13 protein-coding genes are annotated in these 14,096 nt (G+C 61.4%); 11 read left to right on the forward strand and 2 right to left on the reverse strand.

The window, feature by feature from the left end:
- The 8 genes from Q390_RS18195 to cydX form a co-directional block, all read left to right on the forward strand.
- A partial coding sequence (locus Q390_RS18195; RefSeq protein WP_037472743.1) for an FAD-binding protein occupies positions 1 to 183 on the forward strand: 183 nt, incomplete at its 5' end.
- A gap of 75 nt (positions 184 to 258) precedes the next feature.
- Positions 259 to 2,049, forward strand: a complete 1,791-nt coding sequence (locus Q390_RS0110490; RefSeq protein ID WP_027996018.1) for an acyl-CoA dehydrogenase — start codon at positions 259 to 261, stop codon at positions 2,047 to 2,049.
- Between the two features lie 171 nt (positions 2,050 to 2,220).
- A complete protein-coding gene (locus Q390_RS0110495) occupies positions 2,221 to 3,174 on the forward strand; it encodes an NAD(P)H-dependent flavin oxidoreductase (protein WP_027996019.1) in 954 nt (317 codons plus the stop codon).
- A 250-nt stretch (positions 3,175 to 3,424) separates the two neighbouring features.
- Positions 3,425 to 5,095, forward strand: coding sequence for a thiol reductant ABC exporter subunit CydD (cydD, locus tag Q390_RS0110500; protein ID WP_051603176.1), 1,671 nt, complete (start codon positions 3,425 to 3,427; stop codon positions 5,093 to 5,095).
- Positions 5,092 to 6,801 carry an amino acid ABC transporter ATP-binding/permease protein gene (locus tag Q390_RS0110505; RefSeq protein ID WP_027996021.1) on the forward strand — a complete coding sequence of 570 codons (1,710 nt, stop codon included), beginning with the start codon at positions 5,092 to 5,094 and terminating at the stop codon, positions 6,799 to 6,801. The genes cydD and Q390_RS0110505 overlap by 4 nt, the downstream gene beginning before the upstream one ends.
- A 43-nt stretch (positions 6,802 to 6,844) precedes the next feature.
- Complete coding sequence (locus Q390_RS0110510) at positions 6,845 to 8,431, forward strand: cytochrome ubiquinol oxidase subunit I (RefSeq protein WP_027996022.1); 1,587 nt, start codon at positions 6,845 to 6,847, stop codon at positions 8,429 to 8,431.
- 28 nt (positions 8,432 to 8,459) lie between these two features.
- Complete coding sequence (gene cydB / locus Q390_RS0110515; protein ID WP_027996023.1) at positions 8,460 to 9,614, forward strand: cytochrome d ubiquinol oxidase subunit II; 1,155 nt, start codon at positions 8,460 to 8,462, stop codon at positions 9,612 to 9,614.
- Between the two features lie 49 nt (positions 9,615 to 9,663).
- Positions 9,664 to 9,786 carry a cytochrome bd-I oxidase subunit CydX gene (gene cydX / locus Q390_RS19135; protein ID WP_051603177.1) on the forward strand — a complete coding sequence of 41 codons (123 nt, stop codon included), beginning with the start codon at positions 9,664 to 9,666 and terminating at the stop codon, positions 9,784 to 9,786.
- Positions 9,787 to 9,826: 40 nt separating this feature from the next.
- On the opposite strand, the gene Q390_RS0110525 is transcribed toward cydX, so the two are convergent.
- Positions 9,827 to 10,408 carry a GbsR/MarR family transcriptional regulator gene (locus Q390_RS0110525; protein ID WP_027996024.1) on the reverse strand — a complete coding sequence of 194 codons (582 nt, stop codon included), beginning with the start codon at positions 10,406 to 10,408 and terminating at the stop codon, positions 9,827 to 9,829.
- Between the two features lie 145 nt (positions 10,409 to 10,553).
- Between Q390_RS0110525 and acs the strand changes: the two genes are divergently transcribed.
- Together acs and Q390_RS0110535 are read left to right on the forward strand one after the other, a co-directional pair.
- Positions 10,554 to 12,551 carry an acetate--CoA ligase gene (gene acs / locus Q390_RS0110530; protein WP_027996025.1) on the forward strand — a complete coding sequence of 666 codons (1,998 nt, stop codon included), beginning with the start codon at positions 10,554 to 10,556 and terminating at the stop codon, positions 12,549 to 12,551.
- 260 nt (positions 12,552 to 12,811) lie between these two features.
- Positions 12,812 to 13,276 carry a hypothetical protein gene (locus Q390_RS0110535; protein ID WP_027996026.1) on the forward strand — a complete coding sequence of 155 codons (465 nt, stop codon included), beginning with the start codon at positions 12,812 to 12,814 and terminating at the stop codon, positions 13,274 to 13,276.
- Positions 13,277 to 13,361: 85 nt separating this feature from the next.
- Here the strand turns inward: Q390_RS0110535 and Q390_RS0110540 are convergent, their stop codons facing one another.
- Entirely contained in the window at positions 13,362 to 13,667 is a 306-nt protein-coding gene (locus tag Q390_RS0110540) for a c-type cytochrome (RefSeq protein WP_027996027.1), read from the reverse strand.
- Between the two features lie 101 nt (positions 13,668 to 13,768).
- Between Q390_RS0110540 and Q390_RS0110545 the strand changes: the two genes are divergently transcribed.
- Positions 13,769 to 14,011 carry a TIGR04438 family Trp-rich protein gene (locus tag Q390_RS0110545; protein ID WP_027996028.1) on the forward strand — a complete coding sequence of 81 codons (243 nt, stop codon included), beginning with the start codon at positions 13,769 to 13,771 and terminating at the stop codon, positions 14,009 to 14,011.
- The last annotated feature ends 85 nt before the right edge of the window (positions 14,012 to 14,096 follow it).

Consider the following 14,096-nt stretch of genomic DNA (forward strand, 5'->3'; position numbering starts at 1 on the left):
GCGCCGCAGCTGTATGTGGCCGTCGGCATTTCGGGTGCGATCCAGCACCTGGCGGGCATGAAGGATTCGAAGGTGATCGTAGCGATCAACAAAGATCCGGAAGCGCCGATCTTCAGCGTGGCCGATTACGGCTTGGAAGCGGATCTGTTTGTCGCCGTGCCGGAGCTGGTCAAGGCGCTCTAAGCCACCGCGCTCTGCAAAAGGCATCGCTTGCGGTGCCTTTTTCGTATCTGGACCCCTTATTTTCTGGAGAAATTAATGAGCTATACCGCCCCCGTGAAAGACATGCTGTTTGCCATCGAGCACTTGGCCGGCATTGAACAAGTGGCGCAACTGCCCGGTTTTGAAGACGCTGGCCTCGATACCGCCCAGGCGGTATTGGAAGAGTGCGCCAAGTTCAACGAGGGCGTGGTGGCGCCGCTCAACTGGGAAGGTGACCAAAATCCGTCCACATTTCAGGCTGGGGTGGTCACCACGACCCCCGGTTTCAAAGAGGCGTTTAAGCAATACGCCGAAGGCGGCTGGCAAGGTTTGCAGCACCCGGCGGATTTTGGCGGTCAGGGTTTGCCCAAGACCATTGGTGCGGCCTGCATTGAAATGTGCAACAGCGCCAACCTGAGCTTTGCCCTGTGCCCATTGCTGACCGACGGCGCCATTGAAGCGTTGCTGACCGCCGGCAGCGACGCCCTGAAAGCCGTCTATCTCGAAAAGCTGGTGTCTGGTCAGTGGACTGGCACCATGAACCTGACCGAGCCCCAGGCCGGTTCTGACTTGGCGGCGGTGCGTACCAAGGCCGATCCGCAGGGCGATGGCAGCTACAAGGTGTTTGGCACCAAGATTTTCATCACCTACGGTGAGCACGATATGGCCGAGAACATCGTCCACCTAGTGCTGGCCCGCGTCGCCGGTGCGCCCGAAGGCGTCAAAGGCATCAGCCTGTTTGTCGTGCCCAAATTTTTGGTTAACGCCGACGGCACGCTGGGTGCACGCAACGACGCGCACTGCGTCAGCATCGAGCACAAGCTGGGCATCAAGGCCAGCCCGACGGCGGTGCTGCAGTTTGGCGACCACGGTGGCGCTACGGGTTACTTGGTCGGTGAAGAAAACCGTGGCCTTGAATACATGTTCATCATGATGAACGCCGCGCGCTACGCCGTCGGTGTGCAAGGTATTGCGATTGCCGAGCGCGCCTACCAAAAAGCCGTCGGCTACGCCAAAGACCGCACCCAAAGCCGCCCAGTGGATGGCAGCGTCAAAGCCAGCGTCGCCATCATTCACCACCCCGACGTGCGCCGGATGCTAATGACGATGCGCGCCTACACCGAGGGCTGCCGCGCGATGGCCACCGTCGCCGCTGCCGCCTATGACGCTGCGCACCACCATCCGGACGCCGCCGAGCGCCAGCGCAGCATGGCGTTCTACGAATTCCTAGTGCCGCTGGTCAAGGGCTACAGCACCGAGATGAGCCAGGAAGTCACCAGCCTGGGCGTGCAAGTCCACGGCGGCATGGGCTTCATTGAAGAAACCGGTGCGGCGCAGCATTACCGTGATGCAAAAATTTTGACCATCTACGAAGGCACCACCGCCATCCAAGCCAATGACTTGGTGGGCCGAAAAACTGCCCGTGATGGCGGCGCTACCGCCAAGGTGCTGGCGGCAGAGATTGAGAAAACCCAAGCGCTGTTGCTGGCGAATGGCTCACCCGCTGCCCAGGGCATGGCACAGCGCCTGGACGATGCACGCCAGGCTTTCTTGGAGGTGGTGGACTTTGTTGCCCACAGCGCCAAGGCCAACCCGAATGCCGTCTACGCCGGCAGCGTGCCTTACCTGATGCTGGCCGGCAATTTGGTCGCCGGCTGGCAAATGGCGCGGGCGCTGCTGGTGGCGCAAACGCTGTTGCCTCAGGGACAGGACCAAGCCTTTTTGCACGCCAAAATCGCCACCGCCCAGTTCTATGCCGATCACATTTTGGTTAAAACCGGTGCCTTGCGCGACAGCATCGTTGGCGGTGCTGAGAGCGTGATGGCGCTGCCGGTGGACGCGTTCTGAGGGCGCTCCAAGCCTGTGATGGCGCCTGCTGCAGGTCTATGAACAGACCTGCAGCAGGCGTTTGAACGCCGTGGCATAGATTCTGTTTGCTATTAAAAATAGAGCTGAAGGCGCTTTCTATATAAGCGTTAGAAGGCTATTTGATTCATATTTTGAGCCCTGAAGGTCGCCATGTCCAAACTGCCCCCTGTCTTGCAAAACCTTTCGCTGCCGGTGATTGGCTCACCGTTGTTCATCATCAGCAACCCGCAACTGGTGATTGCCCAGTGCCAGGCCGGCATCGTCGGCGCCATGCCTGCGCTCAACGCGCGTCCGGCGGCGCAGCTGGACGACTGGCTGGCGGAGATCACCGAAACGCTGGCGGCCTATGACCAAGCGCACCCGGACAAGCCCTCAGCCCCTTTTGCCATTAACCAGATCGTGCACAAGAGCAACGATCGCCTGGACCACGACATGCAGGTCTGCGCCAAATACAAGGTGCCGATCATCATCACCAGTCTGGGCGCACGCGAGGACGTGAACCAGGCCGTGCACGCCTGGGGCGGCATCGTGCTGCACGACATCATCAACAATAAATTTGCCCACAAGGCGATAGACAAGGGCGCCGATGGCTTGATCGCTGTGGCCACGGGCGCGGGCGGCCACGCGGGTGTGAAGAGCCCGTTTGCGCTGATCCAGGAAATTCGCCAATGGTTTGACGGCCCGCTCGCCCTGAGCGGCTCGATTGCCACGGGTGATGCGGTGCTGGCAGCGCAGGCCATGGGCGCCGACTTTGCCTATATCGGTTCGGCTTTCATCGCCACGCAAGAGGCGCGCGCCAGCGACGCGTACAAGCAGGCCATCGTCGATGGCGATTCAGACGATATCGTCTATAGCAACCTGTTTACCGGCGTACACGGCAACTATCTGGCGCCATCGATCCGCGCCGCCGGCCTCGATCCGCAACACCTGCCTGAGTCCGACCCGAGTCAGATGAATTTTGGCGGTGATTCCGCCAAGGCCTGGAAAGACATCTGGGGCTGCGGCCAGGGCATTGGCGCCATCAGTGCAGTGGGTACGGTAGCGGCATATGTCGAACAACTCCAGCGCGAGTACCAGGCCGCACGCCAGCGATTGGCGCTGTAACGCTGCAGCGCCATGCTGCAAAAAATGCCAGTCAGCGGATGCAGACTGGCATTTTTTTCGCCGGTATTGCACTGTCTTGGGTGGCTGGCACCGCCGTTAGAAAATTCAAAATTAATAGCTTCAGCCGCAAGTAAATAGTGGGTTGCAGTCGGTTTTGACTATAAAAATGAGTGCCGTCAGCAGAAAAATAACCGTTGCCGTATGATGTCGCAGTTTTCAGTAATTACTGAAAACTGAAGAATTCATCAACATGCCGCAACCTCTTTTGTCAAACAAACTGCAAATAAAGCCAGCGCGCCGCCCAGACAGCGCCAGCTTGTTGTGGACGGCGGCTGCGCTGCTGTGGTTGCCACAGGCAGCGGCGTTGGCAGTGGCGGTACAGCGTTTGGCCGATGGCGCAGGTTTATCGGCGGTGGTAGTGCCGGCGCTGGCGGTGTTGTTGCTGGGTGGGCTGCGCGCAGCGGTCGAGGCCGGCGGAGCGCGGCTGGCGTTTGTCAGCGCACGCCGGCAAGTGACGCAATTGCGCGCCCAGGTGGTGCAGGCGTTGGCCGCACGCTCGCCGCTGGACCGGGCGCGGCCCGCTTCGGGCTTGGCGGCCAGCGTCATCGCTGAACAGGCCGAAGCGGTGGTGCCGTGGCTAGTGCGCTACCAGCCGGCGCGCTGGCGCGTGCTGCTGGTGTTGCCCTGTATTGCCGCTGTGGTGTTCGCGGTGTCGTGGGTGGCCGCGCTGGTGCTGGTGTTGGCGGCGCCGCTGATTCCGCTGTTCATGGCGCTGGTCGGCTGGCGTGCCCAAGCCGCCAGCCAAAAACATTTGCAAGAGCAGGGCGACATGAACGCCTTTGTGCTCGATCGGCTGCGCGGCCTGAGCACACTGCGCGCGTTGGGCGCTGTCGATGCCACGGCGCTGCGCCTGCGGGCGGTGGCTCAGTCGCTGCGCCAGCGCACCATGGCGGTGCTGCGCATTGCTTTTTTATCGTCCGCCGTGCTGGAGTTGTTTGCCGCACTGGGTGTGGCGCTGGTGGCGGTCTACATTGGCTTTCACTTGCTCGGCACGCTCAATTTTGGTGCCTGGGGACAGCGCCTGAGCCTGGGTCAAGGCCTGTTTGTGCTGCTATTGGCCCCAGCGTTTTTTGAGCCGCTGCGCGATCTGTCGGCGGCCTGGCACGATCGCGCGGCGGGTCAAGCCGCTCTCGATGCCTTGGCGCAGCTGGGCCGCGAGGGTACGCCGCTGCCGGGAGCGCTGGTGGCATCGACGCCGCTCACGGCGGACGCACCTGCCGCGCCAGTTTCTGTCGCGGTGCGCGGTTTGCGCTTTGCCTATTCCGGTGAAGACGCGGTGTTTCAAGATGACGACTTCGATGTGGCTGCTGGCGAGCATGTCGCGCTGGTCGGCCCCAGCGGCGCCGGCAAGAGCACGTTGCTGTCTCTGCTGGCCGGCCTGATCGCGCCGACGGCGGGCCAAGTCCTCTTGGATGGCGTAGCACTGACGCCAGCCAGCGCCAGCACCCTGCGCCAGCGGATGGCCTGGATGGGCCAAAAGCCACACGTCTTTGCCGGCTCGGTGCAGAGCAATGTGGCGCTGGGCCGCGGTCAGACGCCTGCCGAGGTACAAGCGGCGATGCAATGGGCGGCGCTGGACACAGTGGCACAAGCCCACCCCGGCACGGCGCTGGGCGAGGGCGGGACCGGCTTGTCCGGCGGCGAGGCGGTGCGGCTGGCTTTGGCCCGCGTCGCGCTGGCACCGCAGGCCGGCTTGCTGCTGGTGGACGAGCCGACGGCGCACTTGGACAGCGACACCGCCGAGCGCGTGGTGCAGGCGCTGTTGCAGTTGGCGCAGGGCAAAACGCTCATCGTTTCCACCCACGATCCGGTGCTGGCCGCGCGTTTGGGGCGTGTGGTGCTGATCGGGGCGCAGTCATGAAGCGCTCACCGTGGAACGACATCCAGCCGGTGCTGCGAGCGTTTTTACGCGCCCAGCCGGGTTTGATGGCTGGAGGTGCCTTGTTGGCGGTGCTGACCGTCTTGATGGGCATGGGCTTGCTTGGTCTGTCAGGCTGGTTTATTACGGCCACGGCGTTGGCAGGTTTGAGCCCGGCGACGGCCATCGTGTTCGATGTGTTCATGCCGTCGGCGGGCATTCGCTTACTGGCGCTGGGGCGCACTTTGTCGCGCTACGGCGAGCGGCTGGTGACGCACGATGCCACGCTGGCGGTGGTGGCCGGTTTGCGCGAGCAGTTGTTCCGCGGCTGGGCACAACCCGAGGCGGCGCGCCAGTTGCTGCTGCGGCCGGCGCGCTTGCTGTTTCGATTGACCGTGGACATGGATGCGCTGGAGTCGGTGTATTTGCGTTTGCTGGTGCCGCTGGCGGCCACGCTGGGCGCGGTGTTGTTGGCGGCGCTGGTGCTGGGGTCGCTGCAGTGGTGGTGGGGCGTATGGCTGGCGCTGTGGCTGCTGGCCACCGGCACAGCTATTGTGATCTGGCTGGCACCCCGAGCCGTCACGCCCGCCGTACGCCGCGCGCTGGCCACCGAGGCGCTGCGCGCGCACACGGTGGATTTGCTGGCCGGTCAGACCGAGCTGGCGATGGGCGGCCGCCTGACGGCGCAGTGCGATCTGCTGGCACGCGCTGACCAGCGCCTAGCGCGGGCGGATGATGCGTTGAACCGGCTGGAAGTGGCCGCCAGTGCAGGCCACAGCCTGGTCGGCACGCTGACGCTGGTCGCCGTGCTGCTGGGTGTCGGCGCGCTGGTGGGCGAGGGCGCCATCGGCGCACCCGCTGCCGCGCTGGCCTTGCTGGTGGCTTTGACCGCCACAGAGCCTTTTGCCGCACTGCGCCGGGGGGCGCTGGAAAGCGGTCGCACTTGGCTGGCGGCGCGCCGGCTGGCACCGCGCATGGCGGGTGCGGCTGAACCTGTCGCCCCGCCTGCTGGCGCGCGCGATGCGGATACCGATGGAATGGCCGTGGCGTTGCATGACATCACCTGGGCCCATTCTGGCAGTGCTGTGCCGATTTTTGCTGTGCTGTCGCTGCAACTGGCGCCGGGCGAGCGCGTGGCGCTGGTCGGCCCGAGTGGTGCCGGCAAGTCCACTTTGCTGGCGCTGGTAGCCGGTGAACTGAGGCCTCAAAGCGGCACGGTACAGGCACAGTCCTGTTCATGGCTGACGCAGCGCACCGAATTGTTTCAAGACACGCTGGCGGAAAACTTGCGCTTGGCCCAGCCGCAGGCCGATGACATGCGCCTGTGGCAGGTGTTGCAGGACGCGGGTTTGCACGCTGATGTGCAGGCGCTGACGGCTAGGCTGGAGACGCCGCTGGGCGAGGGCGGTCTGGGGCTGTCCGGCGGGCAGTCGCGCCGTCTGGCGCTGGCGCGCTTGCTGCTGCGCGATGTACCGCTGTGGCTGCTGGACGAGCCGACCGAAGCATTGGACGCCGCCACCGCCCAGGATGTGCTGCTGCGCTTGTCGCAGCAGGCACGCGGACGCAGTTTGCTGATCGCCACCCACCTGCGCCGCGAGGCGGCACTGGCGGATCGGCTGGTATGCCTGCAAGCGGGACAGATCGTCGCCGAGGTGCGCCGGGGCAGCGCCGAGTTTGAGGCAGTGCTGCAGACCCTGCGCGCCGACTGACGGCGCCCAAGTCTGCCAACGGAATCAAGAAAAGGAAGTCTTTATGGACATCGACATCGTTGCGCTCTCGCGCCTGCAGTTCGCCATTACGGCGCTGTACCACTTTCTCTTCGTGCCGCTGACCCTGGGGCTGGCGGTGCTGCTGGCCATCATGGAGACGGTCTACGTCATGACCGACCGCGTTATTTGGCGCGATATGACCCAGTTCTGGGGTGTGCTGTTTGGCATCAACTTCGCCATGGGCGTTGCTACCGGCATCGTGATGGAGTTCCAGTTTGGCATGAACTGGAGCTACTACAGCCACTACGTCGGCGACATCTTTGGCGCTCCGCTGGCGTTAGAAGGGCTGATGGCGTTCTTTCTGGAGGCGACCTTTGTCGGGCTGTTTTTCTTTGGCTGGGACAAGCTGTCCAAGCGCGGCCATCTGGCGACCACCTGGGCCGTGGCCATTGGTTCAAACTTCTCGGCGCTGTGGATCTTGATCGCCAACGGCTGGATGCAAAACCCGGTTGGCGCGGCCTTCAATCCGCAAACCATGCGCATGGAGGTGACCGACTTTTTTGCCGTGCTGATGAACCCGGTGGCGCAGGCCAAGTTTGTCCATACCGTCTCCGCCGGCTATGTCACGGCAGCGGTGTTTGTGCTGGGTATCTCGGCGTGGTACTTGCTGAAGAATCGCCATGTGGAATTGGCCAAGCGCTCCATGACGGTGGCGGCCTCGTTTGGCTTGGCGGCGGCGCTGTCGGTGGTGGTGCTCGGGGATGAGAGCGGTTATTTGTCTACCGAGCACCAGAAAATGAAGCTGGCTTCGGTGGAGGCGATGTGGAGGACCGAGCCGGCGCCGGCCGCGTTTACCGCCTTTGGCTTTCCTGACCAGAAGGCGCGCGAGACGCATTACGCGCTCCACATTCCTTTTGTCATGGGCCTGATTGGCACGCGCTCGCTGGATACCGAAATTCCGGGCATCGAAGAGCTGGTGCACCACGCCGAGCAGCGCATTCGGGACGGCATCGTGGCCTATGACGCGCTGCAAACCATCCGCGCCGCCGGCAGTGACGCAGCGATCCCCGCGGCCGCCCGTGCCGCTTTTGAGCAGCATGGCAACGAGATGGGTTACGCGCTGTTGCTCAAGCGCTATGTCGATGATCCGCGCCAGGCGACACCGGAGCAGATTGCCAAAGCGGCCTGGGATACCGTGCCGCCGGTGGCACCGTTGTTCTGGTCGTTTCGCCTGATGGTGGGCATTGGCGCATTTTTGATCTTGCTCACGGGTACCTTCTTGGTGCTGTCGGCAAAGCACCAGTTGAGCGACCGCCGCTGGCTGTTGAAGGTGGCGTTGTGGGCGATTCCGCTGCCTTGGCTAGCGGTGGAAGCGGGTTGGATCGTCGCCGAACTGGGACGACAGCCGTGGGTGATTGAAGGCGTGCTGCCCACGGCAGCGGCGGTGTCGAGCCTGGGCGTGACGACGCTGCTCATCACCATTGCCGGCTTTGTGCTGATCTACACCGTACTGTTGGTGATCGAGGTCAAACTGATGCTCAAAGCCATCCGCAAGGGCCCGGAGGAGACAAAAATACCCGCGAGCCATGCAGCCCCTGCACCGGCAGCGACGTTGGTCTCAACCCACTGAAGCTGCCACTGAAGACAGGAGATAAACCATGGTTCTGCATGAAATGTTGTCGTACGAAACCCTGCGACTGGTTTGGTGGCTACTCATCGGGGTGCTGCTGGTGGCTTACGCCGTGATGGATGGGTTTGACCTGGGGGTGGGCATGTTGCTGCCCTTTGCTGCGCGCAACGACCTGGAGCGGCGTGTTGTCATCAACAGCGTCGGCCCGGTGTGGGAGGGCAACCAGGTCTGGCTGATTCTGGGCGGCGGGGCCATTTTTGCCGCCTGGCCGCAGCTGTATGCGGTGGCGTTTTCAGGTTTTTATCTGGCCATGTTTGCCATTTTGGTTGGCCTGATCTTGCGCCCCGTGGCCTTCAAATTTCGCAGCAAGCGTGAAGCCCCCGCCTGGCGCGCGCGCTGGGACTGGGTGCTGTTTGGCAGTGGTTTGGTGCCAACGCTGATCTTTGGCGTGGCGATAGGCAATGTGCTGCAAGGAGTGCCGTTTCGCCTGGAGAACGACATGCGCATTTTTTATGACGGCAGCTTCTTCGGTCTGCTTAATCCCTTTGCCGTGTTGTGTGGCCTGGTGTCTGTCGCCATGCTGCTGATGCACGGCAGTGCCTGGCTGCGCCTCAAGACCGACGGCGCCATCGCTGAGCGCGCACGCCGCTATGGCCGTGTGGCCGCCATCGCCACGGTGCTGCTGTATGGCGCAGCGGGTGTGGCGCTGTGGTTCTTCGTTGATGGTTACCGCATCACCAGCACCATCGTGCCGGCCGGTCCGTCCAATCCGCTGCTGAAAAGCGCCGAACTGTACGCCGGCGCCTGGTTTGGCCATTACGCGGCGCAGCCGATGTGGTGGCTGGTGCCGGCGCTGGGTCTGGCCGGTGCGATGCTGGCTTGGCTGGGCTTGCACCTGCGGCGTGAGTGGCTGGCGATATTGGCCAGCGCGGCCAGCATCGTCGGCATTGTGCTGAGCGTGGGCGTGTCGATGTTTCCGTTCCTGCTGCCGTCGTCGATCGATCCGCGCTTTAGCCTGACCGTCTGGGATGCCTCATCCAGCCACCTGACGCTGTTCATCATGCTGGTCAGCACGGCGATCTTTTTGCCGCTGATCCTGGCCTATACCAGCTGGGTGTATTCCGTGTTGCGCGGCAAGGTCGATGCCGATGCCATCAGTGAAAAGCGTGGCCACGCGTACTGAAGCGCTGTGCCCGAGCGCACTTTTTCTCCTCACAACAAGGATCGCCTCTATGTGGTATTTTTCCTGGCTTTTAGGCTTGCCGCTGGCTGCAGCGTTCGCGGTGTTGAATGCCATGTGGTATGAGCTGCGCGACGATGAGGCGCAGCGGCAAGAGATGCGCGCAGAAATTTGACGTAGCGCTGCGGGTGCAGAGCGTGACTCGCATCGGGGGGTCAGGCGTCTGGCGAGGGGCGCTTGGGGCCGCCGCCGGTCAGGCGGTCTTTCAGGCCCAGCGCCTTGGTCACCGTGGCGCCCATGGCCATCAACTGCTTGGCCGTTTGTGGTGACAAGCCTTGCACATCGTCGAACCAGGTCATGAGACGGTCGATCAGGTCGTGCATTTCGCGGATGCGCTGCTGGGCGTATTGTTCTTCCTCGCTGCCGGGTTGCTCCAGCAAGGCGCCGCGCAGCATCGACAGCGTCGGCTCGATCTCGCGCCGGCGCCGCTCTTCGGCCAGGAGACGGAAAATCTCCCAGACATCCGCTGGTGCTTCAAAGTATTCACGCCGGTCGCCCGGGTGGTGAAGCAGCTTGACCAGCCGCCAAGCCTGCAACTCTTTCAGGCCCATGCTGACGTTGGAGCGGGAAAACGCCAAGGCTTCGGCAATGTCGTCGGCATTGAGTGCGCGCGGCGAGAGAAAAATCAGTGCATAAATCTGGCCGACGGTGCGGTTGATGCCCCAACGGCTACCCATTTCACCAAAATGTGCAACAAATTGCCGGTTCAGGGGGGGCAGGGGACTGGTGTCGGTCATGGAGGCGGATTGTGCCAGCCGGGTGCCTTATTCCACCGAGACCCTGTCGGGGTAGTCTTCTGTAAGGTTCGCGCCAGTCAGTGGCATGTAAGTGGATCAGACCAAAGTATGGCCGGTTCTTTACTGCCTACTAGGAGACAACACTATGAGTGCGCCATCGTCCGCGATTCAATCCACCTTGGTCGAAAATCGGGTTTTTCCACCATCGGAAGAAACCATGCAAGGCGCCCGTATTTCAGGCATGCCTGCCTATGAAGCACTGTGTGCTGAAGCAGCACAAGATTTTGAAGGCTACTGGGCCCGTCTGGCACGTGAAAATCTGATCTGGGACAAGCCATTCACCCGCACCCTGGACGAGTCGAATGCGCCGTTTTACCGTTGGTTTGACGATGGCGAACTGAACGCCTCGGCCAACTGTCTAGACCGCCACATTGGTACCCCCACCGAAAACAAGACCGCCATCATCTTTGAAGCCGACGATGGCAGCGTCACCAAAGTGACCTACAAAGAACTGCTGGAGCGTGTCAGTCAGTTCGCCAACGGCCTCAAGGCCCACGGCATCGTCAAGGGCGACCGCGTCCTGATCTACATGCCGATGACCATTGAAGGCGTGATTGCCATGCAGGCCTGCGCCCGCATTGGCGCCACGCACAGCGTGGTATTTGGTGGCTTCAGCGCCAAGGCGGTGCACGAGCGCATCCTGGACGTTGGCGCTGTCGCCGTCATCACTGCCAACTACCAAATGCGCGGCGGTAAAGAGCTGCCTCTCAAGGCCATCATTGATGACGCCCTTTCGGGTGGCGACTGCGTCAATGTGCGCAACGTGTTTGTCTTTGAGCGCAGCAAGAGTCCCTGCGCCATGGTGGCCGGTCGTGACAAGACCTTCACCGAGATGATGGCCGGCCAAAGCAGCGAATGCGCCCCGGAAATCGTTGGCGCCGAGCACCCGCTGTTCATCCTTTACACCTCTGGCTCCACCGGCAAGCCCAAGGGCGTGCAGCACAGCACGGCGGGTTACCTGATGTGGGCCAAGCAGACCATGGAATGGTCGTTTGACATCCGCGACACGGACGTGTTCTGGTGCACGGCCGACATCGGCTGGATCACCGGCCACACCTATGTCGCTTACGGCCCGCTGGCGGCGGGTGCCACGCAAATCATTTTTGAAGGCATTCCTACCTACCCCAATGCGGGGCGCTTCTGGCAGATGATCGAGCGCCACAAGTGCAGCGTGTTCTACACCGCACCGACGGCGATTCGCTCACTGATCAAGGCAGCAGAAGCCGATGCGGCGGTGCACCCTGACCGCTCTGACCTGACGAGCCTGCGCATCTTGGGTAGCGTCGGTGAGCCGATCAACCCTGAAGCCTGGATGTGGTATTACAAGAACATCGGCGGCGAGCGTTGCCCGGTGGTGGACACTTTCTGGCAGACCGAAAACGGTGGCCACGTCATTACACCGCTGCCCGGTGCCACACCGCTGGTGCCTGGTAGCTGTACCTTGCCACTGCCCGGCATCATTGCCCAAGTGGTCGATGAAACCGGTGCTGAAATGCCCAACGGCGACGGCGGCATCCTGGTCATCAAGCGCCCTTGGCCCAGCATGATCCGCACCATCTGGGGTGACCCAGAGCGCTTCAAGAAGAGCTACTTCCCTGAAGAACTCGGTGGCACCGTGTACTTGGCCGGTGACGGCGCCGTGCGCAGCGCTGACCGTGGCTACTTCCGCATTACCGGCCGTATCGACGACGTGCTGAACGTTTCGGGCCACCGCATGGGCACCATGGAGATCGAGTCGGCACTGGTGGCCAAGACCGACTTGGTGGCCGAAGCCGCAGTGGTGGGTCGTCCGGACGATGTGACGGGTGAAGCGATTTGCGCCTTTGTGGTGCTCAAGCGCAGCCGCCCTACCGGCGAAGAAGCCAAGCAGATTGCCAAAGAGTTGCGTGACTGGGTCGCCAAAGAAATTGGCCCTATTGCTAAGCCGAAAGAAATCCGCTTTGGCGACAACCTGCCCAAGACGCGCAGCGGCAAGATCATGCGCCGCCTGCTGCGCAGCATTGCCAAGGGTGAAAAAATTACCCAGGACATCAGCACGCTGGAAAATCCGGCCATCCTGGACCAGTTGTCAGAAAGCAACTGACCTGACGCTGCTACCAGCGCTTCCTGAAGCGCTGGCAGTATGAAAAACCCAGCAACGCCGAGAGGTGTCGTTGGGTTTTTCTTTATGTTGTCAAGCTGGCGAAGTCAAATACTGTCTCTGTCCTACGGTGAATAGTCCCCGTGTGCGGTACAACGCCATTTCAGGATTTGTTGCGCGGGAGTATGGATTGAGCACCACGCACCAAAATATCAAATGAATAGCTTAAACCGTATGACCCATAAGGGCTAGAGGCATTTAATATGAATTTTAAAACCCTTGTTTTGCTGCTGATCGTTGCAGCGATTGCTGCGCTGGCCGCATTGAATTGGAGCGCATTGGCGACGCCGTCGTTGATCTCGCTGGGGGCGATGTCGGTCGAGGCGCCTCTTGGTCTGATCATGCTCGGGTTGACCATTTTGTTGGGGGTTTTCTTTATCGCTTATGTGCTGTCCCTGCAAGGCTCGGTGTTGCTCGATACGCGCCGCCACACCAAAGAAATGCAGGCGCAGCGCGAATTGGCCGACAAGGCAGAAGCATCGCGCTTTACCGAGTTGAGAGCGTTTCTGGAGACCCAATACCAGCAGATCCAAAGTCAGTTGATGCGGCGTATCGATGTGTTGGAAGCGCACTTGGCAGCACGGGCCCAAGAGTCGGACAACAGCACAGCGGCCTATGTGGGCCAACTGGAGCAGCAGTTGCGTGGTCAGCTTGGTAAAAATGGATGACCCAAAGCAATCCGGCCACGTCACACGGTGTGTGAGGCGGCCGGGGGCGTCATGGGTGCGCAGATCGCACCCCAGGACAGGTAAATTATTTGAGCGACAAAACCCAGTTGACCAATTTCTTGGCCTCGGCTTCGCTGACTTGCGTATTGGCGGGCATAGGAATGGGGCCCCAAACGCCCGTGCTACCCTTCATCACGTGGGTCACCAGGGTCGCTTCAGCGCCTTTTTGACCCGCATACTTCTTCGCAACATCCTTGTAGGCAGGACCCACGAGTTTCTTGTCAATTGAGTGGCAGGCCATGCAGTTTTTGGACGTTGCCAAGGCTTGATCTGCCATGGCTGGAGCGGCGACGGACAGGGTCATTGCCAAGGTAATCAGGGTGCGTTTCATCGTAGTTCTTCCTGGGGTTGGGTTACATTGTTATTAATGAGATTCTAATGAATCTGGTTGACACCAAACACTGTATCAGGCCTGAATAAAGGGGCACTTTCATGTATCTCCTGCTTCTGGGGATTGTTCTCGTTCTTTTGAAATATCTGCAGATGGGCCCGGTAGCCACTTGGCCTTGGTGGTGGGTTTTGTCGCCTTTTGGTTTGACCGTGTTGTGGTGGGCCTGGGCGGATGCCACTGGCTATACCAAGCGGCAGGTGATGGACAAGATGGATCAGCGCAAACAAGATCGCATCGACAAGCAAAAAAGTGCGTTGGGCTTAGGAGCACACAAAAAGCGCTGACAAGACCGGAAAAGTGCCAAGTGCCTCTGTGGCAGGTGGGGGCAGTGCCCAGCGCAGCGGCTGGTGTACGCAGCACTGGGGGATA

Source organism: Simplicispira psychrophila DSM 11588, assembly GCF_000688255.1.
Classification (GTDB): domain Bacteria; phylum Pseudomonadota; class Gammaproteobacteria; order Burkholderiales; family Burkholderiaceae_C; genus Simplicispira; species Simplicispira psychrophila.

Excerpts from the sequence above, each read along its gene's own strand:
- cydD (WP_051603176.1), top strand. The coding sequence starts at position 3,425 with ATGCCGCAACCTCTTTTGTCAAACAAACTGCAAATAAAGCCAGCGCGC.
- cydB (WP_027996023.1), top strand. The coding sequence starts at position 8,460 with ATGGTTCTGCATGAAATGTTGTCGTACGAAACCCTGCGACTGGTTTGG.
- Q390_RS0110545 (WP_027996028.1), top strand. The coding sequence starts at position 13,769 with ATGTATCTCCTGCTTCTGGGGATTGTTCTCGTTCTTTTGAAATATCTG.
- Q390_RS0110505 (WP_027996021.1), top strand. The coding sequence starts at position 5,092 with ATGAAGCGCTCACCGTGGAACGACATCCAGCCGGTGCTGCGAGCGTTT.
- Q390_RS0110525 (WP_027996024.1), bottom strand. The coding sequence starts at position 10,408 with ATGACCGACACCAGTCCCCTGCCCCCCCTGAACCGGCAATTTGTTGCA.
- Q390_RS0110495 (WP_027996019.1), top strand. The coding sequence starts at position 2,221 with ATGTCCAAACTGCCCCCTGTCTTGCAAAACCTTTCGCTGCCGGTGATT.
- acs (WP_027996025.1), top strand. The coding sequence starts at position 10,554 with ATGAGTGCGCCATCGTCCGCGATTCAATCCACCTTGGTCGAAAATCGG.
- cydX (WP_051603177.1), top strand. The coding sequence starts at position 9,664 with ATGTGGTATTTTTCCTGGCTTTTAGGCTTGCCGCTGGCTGCAGCGTTC.
- Q390_RS0110540 (WP_027996027.1), bottom strand. The coding sequence starts at position 13,667 with ATGAAACGCACCCTGATTACCTTGGCAATGACCCTGTCCGTCGCCGCT.
- Q390_RS0110535 (WP_027996026.1), top strand. The coding sequence starts at position 12,812 with ATGAATTTTAAAACCCTTGTTTTGCTGCTGATCGTTGCAGCGATTGCT.
- Q390_RS0110490 (WP_027996018.1), top strand. The coding sequence starts at position 259 with ATGAGCTATACCGCCCCCGTGAAAGACATGCTGTTTGCCATCGAGCAC.
- Q390_RS0110510 (WP_027996022.1), top strand. The coding sequence starts at position 6,845 with ATGGACATCGACATCGTTGCGCTCTCGCGCCTGCAGTTCGCCATTACG.